Raw genomic sequence first — 18,824 nt, 5'->3', positions numbered from 1 at the left:
AGATCTTCATATCGATCTAATGTGCAGGTGATGGACATAGCTAAACAAGGCGAACCGGTCAATGCACGCTTTTGCTTTCGCGTCAGGGAATTTGCCTCGTTTTGGCAGGCTGCACGCAATTGCATTGATCGGCGCTGATGGTCTATGAGACAGGCAAGATGAAATAAGGGGGCGGGCGATCGTCGCCGGCCTGCTTCAAGGAGTTACACAGATGATCCGCGAAACCCTTTCCAACGCCCAGAAGGACGCCATGAAGGCCAAGGATGCGGCGAGGCTTTCGACCGTGCGTCTCATCCTTGCCGCTATCAAGGACAAGGACATCGCCAATCGCGGTCTCGGCAAGGAGCCGGCGAGCGAGGACGAAATCCTGCAGTTGCTCGCCAAGATGATCAAGCAGCGGGAAGAGTCGGAGAAGATCTATGTCGAGGGCGGCCGTCCCGAGCTGGCCAGCAAGGAGCGCGAGGAGATCGGCGTCATTCAGGGCTTCATGCCCGAGCAGCTTTCCGAAGAGAAGGTGCGCGAGATCTGCGTTGCAATCGTTGCCGAACTCGGCGCACAGGGTCTGAAGGATATGGGCAAGTGCGTGGCTGCTCTGCGCGAGCGCTATGCCGGGCAGATGGATTTCGCCAAGGCTTCGGGTATTCTCAAGGAACTGCTGAAGTAAAAACCTGTTTCGCCTTCGGCGCGCGGATTTGCGGCGAGCCGAAGGCGCTTCTCCAGGCGGCGTCCATGATGGCGAATTTCTCCGCCTGATAGTTCCGGTATTCCTGGATGAAACCGTATGAAAGCCAAAGCTGGCTTCGTCCCGAAGAGCCCGTCCATCCGATGCTTTGCATTCTCGCGGCTCTGATCATCAGCCTCTTTGCATGTGTTCTGGAAATGAGAAAGCGGCGACAAATGTCGGTGAAGGCAATTCGCCCGACCACAACTCTTTGAGTTGCCGTGTCGACCAGCCCGACGCGCGAAATCAGATAATCCATGATGACGCCACCGGAATTGACCCATGTGAACAGATCGAACGTATCTCCCGGATGGCGTAGATCGTCGCTGTTGACGATGCCGGCCGAAATGGCGGGCTGCAAGGCGGCAATGAGCTCAGGGCGTTTGGCGAACGTGGCGCTGCGCCGGCCGCCGTCCAGCCGGTCCAGCACCGAGAGATGGATGGTCAACCATTTCGTCAGCTGCTGGACGGCTTCTTCGGTCGGCTCCATTGGCCGCGCGCGGCGATCCGTCGCGACAGGCAGATAGCGCAAAAAACCTTCGGCCAGCATTTGCTGCAAGAAACTCAGCGCGGTGTTGTGGCTGGCGATCTCGTGCTCGACAACATAGGTGGCGAAGCGGTTCGCATGGAGGCCCGGCGGCTCTCCGTCGATGCCGCCATAGTATAATCCGAAACCGGCGAGCGCCATCAGCCAGCGCTGCTGCGAAGCGAAGACGGAGCATATTCGCTGGTTCTGATTGTACGTGGCGAGGATCTCTCGCGTATAATTCAGGAGTTCAGCGAAAAAATTGGGGTCTTGAGCAAGTTCTTTTGCGGATAAAGACATGCAGCCGTCTCCGATGAACTGAACAAAATTCCAGATTGTCCGAAGAGAATGAACGTCAAGATTGTATATCTTAATATTCTAAAAAAATATAGATCGTATCGACTACGTCAAGATGGCGACGGGCAAATGACACGATATCCCACATGAAGGATGTTCGTCGTTGTCATTGCCGCAAATTAGAGAAGGCAGGAGCTGGGGGAGCTCCTGCCTTCTTGCGCTTTGCAGGCGTTTGATGACGCAGGGTGGGGCCCAAAAATCAAACGTCTATTGCAAAGGCACTCAGGTGGGGCGGCGCCGGGGGTAGGGATGGTGCCCCACCTGAGTATCTGCTGAATCTAACTGAAAATCCTGAATTCCGCGGCAGAGCCAACGTCTGCTACGGCAGTCCGGGCATTTGAACCTTAACGCCTGCCGCAAGGGCAGGTATCCTCATGTTCGCCGGCTGCTGGTATCCCGCGCCAGCGTAAACTGCATTCTTGTCATCACTGCCGTTAGTCGTCGTGGCCTAGCTATCAGTTGCTGTAGCAGATGGCCGCTGCGGCTAACGGTACGATAAGAATGCTTACTCCCTTTCCTAAACTGAAAGCCATGTACCTTTTGGCTTCCCGTCCGTCGGGGCGTCTCGGCATGTCGCGTCGCGAAGCAATTTCTTCGCCGGCTTGTCTCGCCCCGTGAGAAGAACGCTATTGCGCTGCACATCAACAATCAAATTACAAAAAAATAATGTTCGGCTTACAAACCATACCATAAATGCGCCACCGGAAGGAGCCGCTACGTCCGATCTGCGCTGCATCCAGCGATTGTTGCGCGCCCGCCGTCCACAGCCATCTATCCACCTCAAGATGTGCAAGTCTTTGCTTTTTCGCCTCTTTTCTAAAAGAGAAACTGTTTTTCCATTCGGGCGAATGTCCCGGTCGGCTGGCTGAGGGCAACGCATCTACTGGCTTGGCAGACGCTGAAAGCGGCTTGCGGCGCTGATGTCTGCGCCTTGATTGCGATGGCGAGTTCACGAAGTTGTGATTAGAAGAGATAGGTTGTAATAGCCTGCAAAGGACTGTGAATACACGTGCGTGGCTCTCCAGTCGTCGTGGCAATGCGGATCATTCCTGTTTATATGGGGGCGAGCCAGAGGTAGCCATGCGATTTTCCAATACGTTTCTCGACGAGATTCGCGACCGCGTTCTGATTTCAGACGTGATCGGTCGTCGCGTGACCTGGGATCGGCGCAAGACCAACGTGCCGCGCGGAGATTACTGGGCCTGCTGCCCCTTCCATGGCGAGAAGTCGCCAAGCTTCCACTGCGAGGATCGCAAGGGGCGCTATCATTGCTTCGGCTGCGGCGTGACTGGCGACCATTTCCGCTTTCTTACCGAGCTGGAGGGCTTGAGTTTCCCCGAGGCCGTGCAGCAGATCGCCGACATGGCCGGCGTGCCTATGCCGGTTGCCGATCCGATGGAGGCGAAGAGGGAGAAGGAACGCACGTCGCTGCTCGATGTCATGGAGATGGCGACCCAGTTCTTTCAGGACCAGCTTCAGACTGCCAATGGCGCGCGGGCGCGAGCCTATCTACGCGACCGTGGCCTCAGCGGCCGCACCATCGAGACCTTCCGCCTGGGATATTCGCCCGACAGCCGCAATGCGTTGAAAGAGCATCTTGCCAGCAAGGGCGTGCTCAAGGAGCAGATGGAGGCTTGTGGCCTCGTCGTGCATGAGAATGTGCCGGTCTCCTATGATCGCTTTCGCGACCGCATCATGTTTCCGATCCTGTCATCGCGCGAGAAGGTGATCGCCTTCGGCGGACGCGCCATGTCGCCGGACGCGCCGGCGAAATACCTCAATTCCAACGAGACCGAGCTCTTTCACAAGGGCAACGTGCTCTACAATTTCACCCGTGCCCGCCGCGCTGCTCAGGGTGCCGATGGCGCCGGAACTATCATTGCCGTCGAAGGCTATATGGATGTTATCGCCCTGCATCAGGCCGGCGTCGAGAACGCCGTTGCGCCGCTGGGTACGGCGCTGACGGAAAACCAGCTGGATCTTCTTTGGAAGATGACGCCGGAGCCGGTGCTCTGCTTCGATGGCGATGGCGCGGGTATGCGCGCCGCCAATCGCGCCGCCGATCTGGCCTTGCCGCATATCAAGCCGGGCCGCACCGTCCGTTTCGCGCTGCTGCCCGATGGCAAGGATCCGGACGATCTCGTGCGCCACGACGGGCGCGCGCCTTTCGACAAGGTTCTGGCACAGGCAAAGCCGCTTGCCGATCTGCTCTGGGGAAGAGAGGCCGGCAGCGGCACATTCGAGACGCCGGAGGCGCGCGCGGAGCTCGAGGCACGGCTGCGGCGCATCGTATCCGTCATCGTCGACGAGGATGTTCGGCGCCACTATCAACAGAGCATGCGCGAGCGGCTGAACGGGCTCTTCCAGCCGCAGTTCCAGCGCGGCGGCAATCAGCAGGGGCGCGGCTTTTCTCGGGAGGGCAATGCCCGTTCCTTCGGCGGCCGTGGCGGGCAAGGTCGCGACCGGGCGGCAGTCAGCACGACGGCATCCGATCGCCTGACACGCTCGGCCATGATCAAGGGACATCAGGATATTCCGAGCCTGCGCGAAAGCGTCCTGGCGCTGACCATCGTCAATCATCCGCTGCTGTTGCAGGACGAGTATGACGAGATCGCTGCGATCGATTACGAAAGCCGCGAATTGCAGCGCCTCTGGTCGGCCGTGCTCGGTATCGCCGCAGCCATGGTCGGGCCTCAGCTCACCCGTGAGCGGCTGGTCGAACAGCTGGAAGAGCAGGACTTTGGCTCGCTGCTGAAAAACCTCGAGCAGCAGGTTCGCAATGCCCGGCTATGGACGGCAACCGAGGCAGCCGCGATGGAGGATGCTCGCGAAGGCTACCGTCAGGCGCTTGCGCTTCACAAACGCTCCAAGGCCCTTCGGTGGCACAAGATCGAATTGCAGGGTGCGATTGCCGAGGCGACGGAAGATGGCGACGGCGAGCTTATCGAGCAGCTGATGCGCGCCTTGCAGGAAGTGCAGCTCGAAGCGGTGCGGCTGGAAAACCAGGAGGCGATCATCGATGGCTTCGGCGTTCTCTCGGGCCGTGTCAAAAGCGCTGCGGGAAAGTAGGGAATGAATGTCACAGCCGGATAGACCGGAATCGCGATTTTCCACCGATGACGCCTTGTTCGGCGCGCGCTCTGGCAGGGCTGCGCCGCTCGATGTGCTGAAATCGGTCTATGGCTACTCCGCCTTTCGCGGCAAGCAGCAGCAGGTGGTCGAGCACGTCGTCTCCGGTGGCGATGCCGTCGTGCTGTTTCCGACCGGGGCTGGCAAGTCTCTGTGTTTCCAGATCCCGGCGCTTTGCCGTGCCGGTGTCGGCATCGTCGTCTCCCCGCTGATCGCCCTGATGCGGGATCAGGTGGAGGCGATGAAGCAGCTCGGCATACGTGCCGCGGCCTTGAACTCGTCGCTGTCGCGCGAGGAGGCGAGCGATGTCTATCGCGCCGTCTCCAACGGCACGCTCGATATGCTCTATGTTACGCCCGAGCGCATCCTGACCGATGGCTTCCAGCAGATGATCGCCAGGGCGAAGATTGCGCTCTTTGCGATCGACGAGGCGCATTGCGTTTCACAGTGGGGACATGATTTCAGGCCGGAATATCGGGATCTCGGCAAGCTTGCCGAACTCTTTCCCGGCGTGCCGCGCATCGCGCTGACGGCGACGGCCGATCCTCATACCCGCGACGACATCATCGAGCGGCTGGCTCTTGACGGTGCCAAGGTCTTCACCACCAGCTTCGACCGGCCGAATATCGCCTATGAGATTGTCGAACGCGATCAGCCGCGCCAGCAATTGCTGCGCTTTCTCGATGGCCATCGCGGCGATAGCGGCATCGTTTATTGCCTTTCGCGTGCCAAGGTCGAGGACACGGCGGAATGGCTGAACGGGCAGGGCGTCCGTGCGCTACCCTACCATGCCGGCATGGATCGATCACTCCGCGACGCCAACCAGGATGCTTTTCTGAAAGAGGAGGACCTGTGTCTCGTGGCGACCGTCGCCTTCGGCATGGGCATCGACAAGCCGAATGTGCGTTACGTCGCCCATCTCGATCTGCCGGGCTCGGTCGAAGCCTATTATCAGGAGACGGGCCGCGCCGGGCGTGATGGCCTACCGTCCGAGGTGTGGATGGCCTACGGCATGGCCGACGTCATCCAGCGGCGGCGCATGATCGATGAGGGCAATGCGGCTGATGAGATCAAGCGGGTGGAGCGGGGAAAGCTCAATGCGCTGCTTGCCATCTGCGAAACGGCCGGCTGCCGGCGGCAGGCCATCCTTGCCCATTTCGGCGAGGCGCATGGTGGCGGTTGTGGCAATTGCGATACCTGCCTGAAGCCGGTCGAGACCTGGGACGGCACGGAAGCGGCGATCAAGGCGCTGGCGGCAGTTTATCGCACAGGCGAGCGTTTCGGCACCGGTCACGTCATCGACGTGCTGATCGGCACGGTCAACGAGAAGACGGAGCGTTTCGGCCATGTCGATATGCCCGTTTTCGGTGCCGGAAAGGATATCCCCACCCGCACCTGGCAGTCGATCTTCCGGCAATTGCTGGCAAGCGGCCTCATCAGCGTGGATCATACGGCCTTTGGCGCGATGAAACTCGAGGAAGAGGCAAGGGCGGTCTTCAAGCGCGAGCGGCAGGTTCTCTTTCGCAAGGATCGGCCGGAGAGTGGGCGGCGCGGCAAAAAGGCGGGACGCCTGGAGAAGCAGGCACACGGTCTTGCCGGCGAAGCACAAGCGCTATTCGATGCGCTGCGCGCCGAACGCACAAGGATCGCCAAGGAGCTTGGAGTGCCGCCTTATGTCGTTTTCCCGGACACGACCCTGATTGCCTTTGCGACCGAGCGGCCGAAGAACCACAAGGCTCTCCTTGGGATCTCGGGCGTCGGGCAGGCGAAGCTGGAGCGCTATGGGGACGCGTTCCTCGCCGTGATTTCGGATTTTACCGGTCGGTGATATCTCGCGGGCGAATATGAAGGCGCTGCGATATCGGCCTTACATGCGCACGGTCATACCGCCGTCGACAGTCAGAACATGGCCGTTGACGAAAGACGCGGCGTCGCTGGCGAGGAACAGTGCGGCACCGGCAATCTCGTCCGGCCGCCCCCAGCGCTGGACCGGGATGCGCTGGCGCACGAAGGGGATCAGCTCTTCATTCGCGGCCATCGCGGCATTCGTTTCCGTTGCGAACCAGCCTGGAGCGATGGCATTGCTGGTGATGCCGTAAGGCCCAAATTCCACGGCCATGCCGCGCATCAAGCCTGTCAGCCCCTGCTTGGCTGCGGGATAGACGCAGTCGCCGGGCATGACGACTTGGCCGCTGATGGATGTGACCGAGATCAGGCGCCCGTGATTGTGTCGTTTCATAAGGCGGGCGGCATCGCGGGAGAGCATGATCGAAGCGGCAAGATCCGTATTGAGCAAAGTGAGGATCGCCTCGTCGTCGAAATCTGCCAGCTGGCGTCTGTCGCGGGCCCCGACATTGTTGATCAATATGTCGAGCCGGCCGTGATTGCTTTCGATATCGGCCATCGCCGCACGCTGCGCCTCACGATCGGCAATGTCGAAGGCGGCAGCTTCGGCGGAACCGCCTCTCTCTCGGATAGTTTTGACCGCCGCGTTCAACGTGGCTGTGGTTCGCCCATTGATGATGACGTGAGCGCCGGCATCGGCAAGTGCCTGGGCCATCTCGAATCCCAGGCCGCGGCCGCCGCCCGTGACCAGGGCAACCCGCCCTTTCAGCGAAAATCTCTCAAATATGCTCATGATATCCTCATCCGGGGACCAAGTCGCTGTGATGCGTTTGGATAAATAATGGACTCAGTCAAGTAATTTTTGCAATAGCAGCAGGCGCGAATTGTCGCGAATGCTCCGTTGAGGCGCCATCGCGGTAACGGTATTCGAGCCGTGTGGCGGTGTGTCGCGCCAGCGTCATGGCTTCATACATTTTTGCCGCGGATGAATGCGGCAGGTGTGCTAATCCTGTGTTATCTCTCGGCCTGTTTCCGCCATGATCAGTAACGGAATGCGACAATGACCTCAGAATTTCTATCCCATCTGCGCAGCGAGCTAGCCGGCTTGAAGGAAGCCGGTCTTTACAAGTCCGAGCGCGTGATCACATCCAAACAAGCCGGAGAAATCGCCGTCGCCGACGGCGCGCGCGTGCTCAATTTCTGCGCCAACAACTATCTCGGCCTGGCCGACAATGAGGAACTCGCCGAGACCGGGAAAAAGGCGCTCGATCGCTACGGTTACGGCATGGCCTCCGTTCGCTTCATCTGCGGCACACAGGAGGAGCACAAGCAGCTCGAGGCGCGGATTTCCGCCTTCCTCGGCATGGAAGATACGATCCTCTATTCCTCCTGCTTCGATGCCAATGGCGGGTTGTTCGAGACGCTGCTTTCCGAGGAAGACGCCATCATCTCGGATGCGCTCAACCATGCCTCGATCATCGACGGCGTGCGGCTCTCGAAAGCCAAGCGTTTCCGTTACGCCAACAACGATATGGCGGCGCTGGAAGAAGAGCTGAAGAAGGCCGAAGGCAGCCGCTTCAAGCTGATCGCGACCGACGGCGTATTCTCCATGGATGGCATCATCGCCAATCTTGGCGGCGTCTGCGATCTGGCAGAGAAATACGGCGCGATGGTCATGGTGGACGATAGCCATGCCGTCGGCTTTGTTGGTGCCCACGGCCGAGGCTCCGCGGAGCATTGCGGCGTCGAGGGCCGGATCGATATCATCACCGGCACGCTCGGCAAGGCGCTCGGCGGCGCTTCGGGCGGCTATACCTCCGCCAAAGGCGAGGTCGTCGATTGGCTGCGGCAGCGTTCGCGTCCCTATCTCTTCTCCAATACGCTGGCGCCGGTCATCGCGGCTGCATCGCTGAAGGTTTTCGATCTGATCGAGAACGGCGACGCCTTGCGGGCGCGGCTCAAGAGCAATGCCGAGCTCTTCCGCAGCGAAATGACGAAGCTCGGTTTCACGCTTGCCGGCGCCGATCATCCGATCATCCCAGTCATGCTCGGCGATGCCAAGCTGGCGCAGGATATGGCGGCGCTGATGCTGAAGAAGGGCGTCTACGTCATCGGATTTTCCTTCCCCGTCGTGCCCAAGGGCCAGGCGCGTATCCGCACGCAGATGTCGGCCGCCCATTCGAAGGCCGATGTCGAAAAGGCGATTGCGGCCTTTGCGGAAGCCGGAAAAGAACTTGGAATCATTTGAATTGGTTGGAGAGAACCGATCATGTCGAACATGATGAAAGCTTTGGTCAAAGCCAAGCCTGAGGTCGGGCTGTGGATGGAGCATGTTCCGGTTCCGGAGGTCGGGCCGAACGATGTCCTGATCCGGGTCAAGAAGTCGGCGATTTGCGGGACGGATGTCCACATTTGGAACTGGGATCAATGGGCGCAGAAGACCATTCCGGTGCCGATGGTCGTCGGTCACGAATTCTGCGGCGAGATCGCCGAGATCGGCTCAGCGGTGACGAAGTATCACGTCGGCGAGCGCGTTTCTGGCGAAGGGCACATCGTCTGCGGCAAATGTCGCAACTGCCGGGCGGGCAGGGGCCATCTCTGCCGCAACACGCTCGGCGTCGGCGTCAACCGCCCCGGCTCCTTCGGCGAATTCGTCTGCATTCCCGAATCCAACGTCGTACCAATCCCGGACGATATTCCGGATGAAATCGCCGCGATCTTCGACCCGTTCGGCAATGCGGTGCACACGGCACTTTCCTTCGACCTGGTTGGTGAGGATGTGCTTGTCACCGGTGCAGGACCGATCGGAATCATGGGGGCGATGGTTGCCAAGCGCTCCGGCGCGCGCAAGGTCGTGATCACCGACATCAATCCGACGCGGTTGGCGCTTGCCCGCAAGGTCGGCATCGATCACGTCGTCGACGCCTCCAAGGAGAACCTCGCCGATGTCATGAAGTCCATCGGCATGACCGAGGGCTTCGACGTCGGCCTGGAAATGTCGGGCGCCGCACCGGCGTTCCGCGACATGATCGACAAGATGAACAACGGCGGCAAGATTGCCATTCTCGGCATCGCGCCGGCCGGCTTCGAGATCGACTGGAACAAGGTCATCTTCAAGATGCTGAACCTGAAGGGCATCTATGGCCGCGAGATGTTCGAGACCTGGTACAAGATGATCGCCTTCGTGCAGGGCGGCCTCGACGTCTCTCCGGTCATCACGCACCGTATCGGCATCGATGAGTTCCGCGATGGTTTCGAAGCCATGCGCTCCGGCAATTCCGGCAAGGTCGTCATGGACTGGAATTGATCGGAACTGTCGCTTTACGGCATCGGTCATGCATGCCGGCGCCGTAAACGCGCAGGTTTCTTTAGTATCCTCTTGTCATCGCGTGGGGACTTCCTAAATACGGGAAACAATTGATTATGACGTGTTGAGCCTGTGGATAAGGCTTTTTCGCGTATTTAACGGGCTTTTTTGCTGGAAAAGCTTGACGAGGACTAAAATTCTGGGAATCACCGTTTGACTTCGGAAAGAACGGTAAGACTGGATCGAGCGGATCACCTGATACCATGGCCGGAAACCTAGACGCAATCCAGCTTTGCACTCCGGTAGCGGCGATCGTGGTTAATCGGGCATTAAAGATCATTCCGTAGGTGTTTGTCGGTGAGTCGTGGCTGGCGCAGGGCGCGCCGGCTCGATTGAAATGTTCTACCGCATGTAAGTTTGCAGCGTCAGGGAAAGCGACGATATAGAGATGGCAACAAAGGTCAAAGAGAACGAAGAAGCTGAAGTCGAACGCGACGGCACCTCCGACGGCCCGCTTCTCGATCTTTCCGATGACGCGGTCAAGAAGATGATCAAGGCCGCGAAGAAGCGCGGCTATGTGACGATGGACGAGCTCAACGCCGTTCTTCCGTCCGAAGAAGTGACATCCGAGCAGATCGAAGACACGATGGCCATGCTTTCGGACATGGGCATCAACGTCATCGAGGATGAGGATGTCGAAGAGGCCGGTGCTGCCTCGAACGACGATGATGATGCCGGCGGCGACGATGAGAGCGAAGGCGGCGAACTCGCTCCTTCGACGGGTTCCGCTCTGGCGACCGCCAAGAAGAAAGAGCCGACCGACCGTACGGACGACCCGGTGCGCATGTATCTGCGCGAAATGGGCTCCGTCGAGCTTCTGTCGCGCGAAGGCGAAATCGCGATTGCCAAGCGCATCGAGGCTGGTCGCGAGACCATGATCGGTGGCCTCTGTGAGAGCCCGTTGACGTTCCAGGCGCTGATTATCTGGCGCGACGAACTCAACGAAGGCACCACACTGCTGCGCGAGATCATCGACCTCGAAACCACCTATTCCGGCCCTGAAGCCAAGGCTGCCCCGCAGTTCCAGAGTCCCGAGAAGATCGAGGCCGACCGCAAGGCTGCCGAGGAAAAGGAAAAGGCCCGTCGCGGCCGCGGTGGCGGCTCCGACGACGACATCACCAATGTCGGCGGCGAGGGCCTGCCGATCGAGGAAGAGGAAGAGGACGAAGACGAATCCAGCCTCTCCCTGGCAGCCATGGAAGCCGAGCTTCGCCCGCAGGTGATGACGACGCTCGACACCATCGCCGAAACCTACAAGAAGCTGCGCAAGCTGCAGGACCAGCAGGTCGAGCAGCGTCTGTCGGCTTCCGGCACGCTGTCGTCGGCGCAGGAGCGCCGCTACAAGGAGCTGAAGGATGAGCTGGTCAAGTCGGTCAAGTCTCTGTCGCTGAACCAGAACCGCATCGACGCTCTCGTCGAGCAGCTCTACGACATCAACAAGCGTCTCGTGCAGAACGAGGGCCGCCTGTTGCGCCTTGCCGAATCCTATGGCGTCAAGCGCGACAGCTTCCTTGAGCAGTATCAAGGTGCCGAACTCGATCCGAACTGGATGAAGTCGATCGGCAATCTGGCCGCTCGCGGCTGGAAGGAATTCGCCAAGAGCGAAAACACGACGATCCGCGACATCCGCCAGGAAATCCAGAACCTTGCGACCGAAACCGGCATTTCCATCTCGGAATTCCGCCGCATCGTTCACATGGTTCAGAAGGGCGAGCGCGAAGCGCGTATTGCCAAGAAGGAAATGGTCGAAGCCAACCTGCGCCTCGTCATCTCCATCGCCAAGAAGTACACCAACCGCGGCCTGCAGTTCCTCGACCTCATTCAGGAAGGCAATATCGGCCTGATGAAGGCGGTCGATAAGTTCGAATATCGCCGTGGTTACAAGTTCTCGACCTACGCCACCTGGTGGATTCGTCAGGCGATCACCCGGTCGATCGCCGACCAGGCGCGCACGATCCGCATTCCGGTGCACATGATCGAAACGATCAACAAGATCGTCCGTACCTCGCGCCAGATGCTGCACGAGATCGGCCGCGAGCCGACGCCGGAAGAACTGGCTGAAAAGCTTGCCATGCCGCTCGAAAAAGTGCGCAAGGTGCTGAAGATCGCCAAGGAGCCGATCTCGCTCGAAACGCCTGTCGGTGACGAAGAGGATTCGCACCTCGGCGATTTCATCGAGGACAAGAACGCGCTTCTGCCGATCGACGCCGCCATCCAGGCGAATCTGCGCGAAACGACGACGCGCGTTCTGGCGTCGCTGACGCCGCGCGAAGAGCGCGTGCTGCGCATGCGCTTCGGCATCGGCATGAACACCGACCATACGCTCGAAGAAGTCGGCCAGCAGTTCTCGGTTACGCGCGAACGTATCCGTCAGATCGAGGCCAAGGCGCTGCGCAAGCTCAAGCATCCGAGCCGCAGCCGCAAGCTCAGAAGCTTCCTCGACAGCTGAGGCCTGGCGCAAGTCGCTATCGGCCGTATAAGAGACAAGGCCCGGTTCGCGAAAGCGAGCCGGGCTTTTCGTTGACAGATATCGACAGCAGGGTTGGATCATGGCAAGCAAGCCGCAATTCATGGAAATCGCCATCCTCGGCCGGCTGCGCGATATGCTGGCCGGTTATGAATGGCGGCAGGATGCGCTCGGGCGTTCCTCGGCGCACGTTTTCCGGCTTGAGGCTGATGGACGCGCGCCGGTCTATCTCAAGACCGAGCTTGTGGACCCTTTGGGCGAGCTGGCCGGCGAGGTTGCGAGGCTGCGATGGTTGAATTCTCAGGGTTTTGCCTGTCCGGAAATCATTGCTCATGAGAGGGACGACGAGCGCGAATGGCTTTTGATGAGCGCGCTTCCCGGCAGCGATCTCGTCAGCGCGGAGCTGATATCGCCGGCCGAACGTGTCCGTCTTCTGGCGCATGCGTTGCGACGTTTGCACGCGATCGACATCGCTGCGTGCCCTTTCGATCATCGATTGGCGAACAGAATTGGCGAGGCAAGGGCGCGCCTGCTTGCCGGCTGCGTCGATGAGGATGATTTCGATGAGACCCGGTTGGGACGGTCGGGGCAGGATCTTTTCGGCGAACTCGAGGAGAAAAGGCCTGTGACGGACGATCTCGTCGTCACCCATGGCGATGCCTGCCTTCCGAATTTCATCGCCGATGGCGCGGGCTTCAGCGGTTATATCGATTGCGGTCGCCTCGGAATTGCCGATCGTCATCAGGATATTGCGCTCGCCTGCAGCAGTATCGAACGCAATTTCGGCAGCGATCTGCTTGCCGAGTTTCTAAGTGCCTATGGCGATTTTGAGCCGCAGGCAGAGAAGATAGGTTATTATCAGCTATTGGACGAGTTCTTCTAATGGTGGATGCACTCGTTTTCGCGCCATGCGATCACGCAGGTTTGTTTTTGCGCCATTGCGGATCGTTCCGCGGCCTGACAAGTTCGATTTCGACAGCTGCCCCTTTCCTGGCATGTTGTCGGATACCATATGTCGGTGACCTGAAAGTCCGCTGATCTGTTTGCCGCTAAGGATCGAATGAATCGATGCGCTATGCCTTCTTGATTGCTTTCTCTTCGCGAGCCATCCGCTGAACGATGGAAAAGGTTGCGGAAAAACGGGATAGGGAGATGCGGCCGGGCTTTGTCCTGTCGATCCTTCTGCATGTCCTGTTTGCCGCCATTTTCCTGTTGCCGCTGCTGCCGGCACCGCCGCAGGCGAAGCCCGAGCAAAGTGTCAATGTCGAGTTGGTGCCGCAGCCGGAGGAAAAACAGGAGCTTGCGACGAAGGCGAACGAGAAGCCCGACCAGCCTCCGAAGCCAACGCAAAAGCCTGACGACAAACCGGCGCAGCAGACGGCCGAAGCGAAGGACGACCCGCAGCAGCCTCGGGGAAAGAAATCGGACGAGCAGCCGCCGAAGCAATCTGATCCTCAGGGGAAGGAGCAGGCAGAAAAGCCCGCATCCAAATCTGCGGAGGCCAAAGCCGATAAGCCGGTAGAGCAGGCGGAGAAGCCAGCTCCCAAAGCTGACGACGCAGGCTCCGCCAAGCCCGTTGAGAAGGCGGAGCAGCAACCCTCCGCCACGGAGACGCCCCTTCCGGATATGAAGGGCGATCAGAAGGACGCAAACACCACGCAACAGACCAAGGCTTCGGAACAGCCGAACGACAATTCGGCAGAGCAACAGGCGGAGGCAAAGGCCGCGGTGGACGCTGCTGCAAAAGCCCAGGCCACCCAAGCGCAGCAGGCGCAGGCGGCGCAGCAGCAGGCTGACGTCAAGGACCAGCAAGCAAAAGCGGCCAAGCCTGCAAGCGACCCCACCGCCAAAGCCTTCTCCACCGCACCCGATGTCTTGGCGACCAATGAGCCTTCGGATTCACAGGTGCAGCAACCGCAGGCCCCATCGACTGATCCAAACAGTCCGCAGGCGCAACAGGCAGCACAGGCTCCGACAGCCGATCTGCAGCAGCAGCCGCTTGCCGAGCAGGCCAAGGATGAGGCGAACGTGGCGCCGCAGATTGTCGTTCCGGCCGTAAAGCCTTCGCCCGCGCAACAAAGCTCTCAGAGCCAGTCCGCTTCGAGCAGTCAAGGCAGTTCGACCGGCGGCGCAGCATTGGTCACCGAGCCGCAACCGCCGAAATCGGTTGCGCTGAAAAGGGCCATTCAGGCCAAGAAGCTCTATTCTGGTGCGGAGATGGCACGTCTTTCGAAGAGTGATTACGATGCTTGGAAGAAGATGCCGCGGCGGCAGCGAGTGCTTTATCTCTGCCGGTCCGAGGAGAAGCTGCAATTCGGTTACGACCTGAGGGCTACAAGCTTCGCAAACTCTGCGCTATCGCCGGCCATGATTTCTGACACTAGCTTAGTTGGCGACGGTGTTGTCATAGATACTCCCAAAGGCTTTCAGAGAGTGGCACTAACTTGTGAAGTAGATAGTGATGCACTGAAGGTCGTTGCATTCTCTTACACGCTCAGGGGACATGTTTCCCCGAGCCAGCTGGAGAAATTGGGCTTCGCTGGAAATTGAAGCTCGGCGGTCGCCGCGAGCACTCGCCTGAAACAATAGTTTATTTTCAGCCCAATCGAAATTCAGCCTATTTCATCATACAATTGCCTGCATCTCACTGATTCAGTGTCCTCCCGTCGCATTTTTCTACGATTCCGATGTCCTCGATTACAGCCGATTCCAGTTCTGCGGCCGCCGGCCGCTCTGCCTTGCGTGGCGTCCTTGTGGCATTTTCCGCCTATGCCGTCTTTGCCTTCAGCGATGCCTCGATCAAGATCCTGCATGGCGTGGTTCCTTCCTATCAGGTCGCCTTCATCGGCGCGTTGTTCGGCTTTGCCGCTGTGCCGTTCCTGAAGAGGCGTGAGGACGGCTGGCTCGATGTGGTGAAGACATCGAACCGCCCCTTATGGCTGCTGCGCTTCATCTGCGGCGCGACCGGCGCGATCTGCTCCGTCATCGCCTTCACCAAGCTGCCGATGGCGGAAGCCTTTGCGCTGCTGTTCCTGCTGCCGTCCTTCGTGACGATCCTCTCGGTGATCTTTCTCAAGGAAGATGTGCGCTGGCAGCGCTGGACGGCGGTCATTCTCGGTTTCGTCGGCGTGCTGATCGTCCTTCGTCCAGGCTTTCGCGAGCTTTCGATCGGTCATTTCTGTGCAGCGATAGGTGGCCTTGCCGCCGCGATTTCGATCGTCATCAACCGCGCGCTGGGGTCGAAGGAAAAACGCATCTCGCTCTATGGCGCGGGCCTGTTCGGCACGCTGGTTGTCAGCGGCTTTCTCATGCTTTCGGAAGTCATGGCGCCGACCGCGACGCAATGGATCTTTCTCGCGAGCTACGGCCTGCTGGGCGCGCTTGGCAACGTGCTGCTGATGAATGCGGCGCATATGGCGCCGGCCAATCTGGTTGCGCCGCCGCAGTACAGCCAAATGCTCTGGGCGATCGTTTTCGGCTATCTGCTGTTCAACGATAGCATCGATATGCCCATGGCTTTCGGCATCGTCCTCATCATCTTTTCCGGTCTGCTGACGCTGGCGCGGGAGCGCAAGCGCGGCACGCCGCTGCCGGCGGCGGTCGCCGGCAATACGCAGGCGGCCTTGGCGACAGCGCAGGAGGATGAGCCCGCAACGCCGGAAAGGTAATGGGTCTGGTCGCGGATGATTGAGATTGCCAGCCATAACGGCGCCGCGCTAAGCTTTACCGGCATCCCCGAGAAGGGATGCTATCTCGTTGGGGAAGCGATACGGATGAGGTCCGGCCAATTCAGGATATTCCGCACTCCGCTGGCCGGCATCGAAGCCGTTAAGGCGGAAACGGGCCACAGCTTTCCCAAACACACGCATGATCAATTCGGCATAGGCCTCATCGAGGCCGGCGCCCAGGCTTCGCTCAGCGGGCGCGGGGTGGTGCAGGCCGAGGCCGGCGATGTGATCAGCGTCAATCCAAACGAGGTGCATGACGGCATGCCCGTTGGCGAAAGCCGGGCCTGGTCGATGCTTTATTTCGATCCGCTTGTTATTGCCGATCTCCTGAAGGACATCGGCGAGGGGAGGATGGGCGAGGTCGAATTTCCGTCACCCGTCATTCGCAATGGCGAACTGGTTGCGAAGTTCAGGGCTCTGTTTTCGCTTCTGGTCGGCAAATCCGCGCCGCAGGATACATTGTTGCGGGATGGTCTGCTGTTGTCCCTTGTTGCCGCCGTGATGAGCGAGGGAGCGCAGAGTTCGCGCGATATCACCGTTCCCGCAGCCATCGGTCGCGCCCGCGAATTGATTGACGATGATCCTGCAGCGCCTTTCACTCTTGCTGAACTCGCCAGCGTGTGTGGGCTAAGCCATTTCCAGTTCCTGCGCGCATTCAGCAAGGCGACGGGGCTTACACCACATGCTTATCTGCTGCAACGCCGCATCCAGGAAGCGCGGCGGTTGATCGCGGTCGGCACGCCACTGGCGGAAGCGGCCTTTGCCTGTGGCTTTGCCGATCAAAGCCACATGACGCGGCTTTTCGTGCGCAATTTCGGCCTCTCGCCGGGCGCCTATGCGGCCGCTTGCTGACACCTCTGCAATTTCATTCAAGACCGCGCGACGATGACGAGGTTTTCTGCAACGCCAAGCGAGACTGCAGAAGGAGAAGTTATGTATTTCCGTCATTCGAACGAGATGTGGGGCGAGTTTCCGGAGCTGGTTCCCGGCGTATTGTTCGCCGAAGGAATCACCGCCGATGTCGCCGTCACGGATCGCGTGGCCCATTATCATGCAATCGCTGCTGAGCGGCTAGAGCAAGGCTCCGAGAGTGAAATGCCGGAAATTCAGGCCTGGCGGCGCGCGTTTTCGAAAATGGGAATGAAGCCCACGCAATATCGCTGCGCTTCGGAGGCTTTGCTGCGTCGCTTTCGCCAGGAGGGATCGCTGCCGCGGCTGCATCCCCTCGTCGATCTCTGCAATGCCATCTCCATCGCCTTCGCCATTCCCGTCGCCGTTTTCGACCTTCAAAAGGTCTCGGGCGATCTTGAGGTCCGCCACGCCCACGGCAGCGAGTCCTATCTGACCTTTTCCGGCGAGACAGAGCACCCGGAACCCCGTGAGGTCATCTTCGCCGATACGGCCGGACAAGCTCATGCCCGACGCTGGACCAACCGGCAAAGCGGTCTTTCCGCGGTGCGCGAGGATACGCGATCCGTTTTGATCGTGGCCGAAGCGCTGCATGGCTCGGCAAGCAGCGATGTGCCGCGTCTGATCGATGCGATTGCGGCTGAGCTGGCGGCTGTCTGGTCGTCGGAGAGCAGACGAGGGATTCTCAGTCCCTCATCGCCGCGATTTGATCTCTCTGCTGATGAAAATGTCCAAGCGAGACAGCATCGAGGGTGACAGCCGGCGTCTCGGGGCGACGCTAAGGGTGGCGGAATGTTCGCTGTGTGAAAAGCCTGCCTCCAAGCGCTCAAACCGAAAGGCAAAGAGACCCATCGAGGTTCGCAGAATTTAAGCGGGCTGGATGTGCTCGGTCACTCCGGCCGATCTGTAGCGCCACTATCAATCCGACTTCCCGCAGTAAATGCGGGCTTGCCGCATGCAGTGTATCGCGTTTTCCATTCGTCTTTATCGGCGGCATTCTTGCATGATCTCGCCAGCGGATTGGTCGAGCCCAAGCACTCCGCAACCCATCGTACCCAGCTAAATTCATGAGCATCTTGCATCTATCGTGAGCCTCACAATCTCGCAAGATAGACAGATGCGCCTCAAAGCTGGCGGTATATAATGAAGGTTCCGGCAATCAATCATGCGGGATTTTCATGAGAAAACGGCCGCTTCCTCCTCTCTCCGTACTGCAGGCATTCTGCTCTATCCGCCAAACGCGCTGCTAAATCCATCGGCCGCGCTGTTTCGCAACTGGCTGCTCTCGCAAGTCCGCGCACTAGCCTGATGCTCCGGAAAGACTATTTGGCGACCTCAATCGCGCAACCTTATCAGCCCTGCTTCGGTGGGGGCGAAGCCGGCCTGTCGATAGAAATGGGTAAGATGCGGTTCGAAGTCGACATGTAGCCATTCCGCGCCCCGGTCGCGAGCCAGGATCTTCGCCCTTTCGATCAGGCCGGTCGCGATGCCCTGCCTTCGAAATTCGGGATCCACGCAGGTATCGAGGATGAAGGCGTGAATGCCGCCATCCCAGGCGACATTCACAAAACCTATCATCCGCGTGCCTGAAAATGCGCCGACATGGGCGAGGCTTCGCGACAGGACCGGTGAAAAATCGCGGGCGGAGCGGGTATCCCATGCATTCGCCCAGAGTGCGTTGAGAGCCTCGTTTCCGGGATTTGGGTCATCCCTGTACTCAATCTGCATGCGTATCCTCCCGGCAGGCTGCATCGCTGCTTCCGTCGCGCGCCCGG

Annotated in this window: 14 protein-coding genes; 11 read left to right on the top strand and 3 right to left on the bottom strand. The window is 59.5% G+C overall.

Features of this window, described 5'->3' with window-relative positions; translation table 11 throughout:
• The first annotated feature begins 211 nt into the window (after positions 1–211).
• Positions 212–664: a GatB/YqeY domain-containing protein gene (locus GA0061102_RS16725; protein ID WP_092851007.1), complete on the top strand. Its 453-nt coding sequence runs from the start codon at positions 212–214 to the stop codon at positions 662–664.
• On the opposite strand, the gene GA0061102_RS16720 is transcribed toward GA0061102_RS16725, so the two are convergent.
• Positions 645–1,547 (bottom strand): hypothetical protein, encoded by a 903-nt coding sequence (locus tag GA0061102_RS16720; protein WP_167667997.1) that lies wholly within the window; start codon positions 1,545–1,547, stop codon positions 645–647. The two genes, GA0061102_RS16725 and GA0061102_RS16720, sit on opposite strands and share 20 nt — an antisense overlap.
• A gap of 1,137 nt (positions 1,548–2,684) precedes the next feature.
• On the opposite strand from GA0061102_RS16720, the gene dnaG reads away from it, so the two are divergent.
• Together dnaG and recQ are read left to right on the top strand one after the other, a co-directional pair.
• Positions 2,685–4,673 carry a DNA primase gene (gene dnaG, locus GA0061102_RS16715; RefSeq protein ID WP_092851005.1) on the top strand — a complete coding sequence of 663 codons (1,989 nt, stop codon included), beginning with the start codon at positions 2,685–2,687 and terminating at the stop codon, positions 4,671–4,673.
• 7 nt (positions 4,674–4,680) lie between these two features.
• A complete protein-coding gene (gene recQ, locus GA0061102_RS16710) occupies positions 4,681–6,561 on the top strand; it encodes a DNA helicase RecQ (protein ID WP_092851001.1) in 1,881 nt (626 codons plus the stop codon).
• 39 nt (positions 6,562–6,600) lie between these two features.
• On the opposite strand, the gene GA0061102_RS16705 is transcribed toward recQ, so the two are convergent.
• Complete coding sequence (locus GA0061102_RS16705; RefSeq protein WP_092850997.1) at positions 6,601–7,371, bottom strand: SDR family oxidoreductase; 771 nt, start codon at positions 7,369–7,371, stop codon at positions 6,601–6,603.
• Between the two features lie 267 nt (positions 7,372–7,638).
• Here GA0061102_RS16705 and GA0061102_RS16700 point away from each other — a divergent pair, with 267 nt between their 5' ends.
• The 8 genes from GA0061102_RS16700 to GA0061102_RS16665 all read left to right on the top strand — a co-directional run bounded on the left by GA0061102_RS16700 (position 7,639) and on the right by GA0061102_RS16665 (position 17,805).
• On the top strand, positions 7,639–8,826 hold the full coding sequence (locus GA0061102_RS16700) for a glycine C-acetyltransferase (protein WP_092850992.1): 1,188 nt from the start codon (positions 7,639–7,641) through the stop codon (positions 8,824–8,826).
• A gap of 21 nt (positions 8,827–8,847) precedes the next feature.
• Complete coding sequence (gene tdh, locus GA0061102_RS16695) at positions 8,848–9,885, top strand: L-threonine 3-dehydrogenase (RefSeq protein WP_092850990.1); 1,038 nt, start codon at positions 8,848–8,850, stop codon at positions 9,883–9,885.
• 448 nt (positions 9,886–10,333) lie between these two features.
• Positions 10,334–12,394, top strand: coding sequence for an RNA polymerase sigma factor RpoD (gene rpoD, locus GA0061102_RS16690; protein WP_092850985.1), 2,061 nt, complete (start codon positions 10,334–10,336; stop codon positions 12,392–12,394).
• 100 nt (positions 12,395–12,494) lie between these two features.
• A complete protein-coding gene (locus GA0061102_RS16685) occupies positions 12,495–13,295 on the top strand; it encodes an APH(3')-II family aminoglycoside O-phosphotransferase (RefSeq protein ID WP_208858658.1) in 801 nt (266 codons plus the stop codon).
• A 329-nt stretch (positions 13,296–13,624) separates the two neighbouring features.
• Entirely contained in the window at positions 13,625–14,962 is a 1,338-nt protein-coding gene (locus GA0061102_RS16680; RefSeq protein WP_245298033.1) for a DUF930 domain-containing protein, read from the top strand.
• A 137-nt stretch (positions 14,963–15,099) separates the two neighbouring features.
• Positions 15,100–16,080 carry a DMT family transporter gene (locus tag GA0061102_RS16675; protein WP_092850981.1) on the top strand — a complete coding sequence of 327 codons (981 nt, stop codon included), beginning with the start codon at positions 15,100–15,102 and terminating at the stop codon, positions 16,078–16,080.
• A gap of 105 nt (positions 16,081–16,185) precedes the next feature.
• The gene (locus GA0061102_RS16670) at positions 16,186–16,992 is read left to right on the top strand and encodes an AraC family transcriptional regulator (protein ID WP_092851088.1); all 807 of its coding nucleotides are present in this window, start codon (positions 16,186–16,188) and stop codon (positions 16,990–16,992) included.
• Between the two features lie 81 nt (positions 16,993–17,073).
• A complete protein-coding gene (locus tag GA0061102_RS16665) occupies positions 17,074–17,805 on the top strand; it encodes a B3/B4 domain-containing protein (RefSeq protein ID WP_092850980.1) in 732 nt (243 codons plus the stop codon).
• 579 nt (positions 17,806–18,384) lie between these two features.
• On the opposite strand, the gene GA0061102_RS16660 is transcribed toward GA0061102_RS16665, so the two are convergent.
• Positions 18,385–18,777: a GNAT family N-acetyltransferase gene (locus GA0061102_RS16660; protein ID WP_092850978.1), complete on the bottom strand. Its 393-nt coding sequence runs from the start codon at positions 18,775–18,777 to the stop codon at positions 18,385–18,387.
• Positions 18,778–18,824: the final 47 nt, after the last annotated feature.

Origin of the sequence: Martinezella miluonensis, from assembly GCF_900094545.1 — a bacterium.
Lineage (GTDB): Bacteria > Pseudomonadota > Alphaproteobacteria > Rhizobiales > Rhizobiaceae > Rhizobium > Rhizobium miluonense.
The sequence above is the reverse complement of the archived record's forward strand: the minus strand, read 5'-3'. Positions and strand labels throughout refer to the sequence as shown.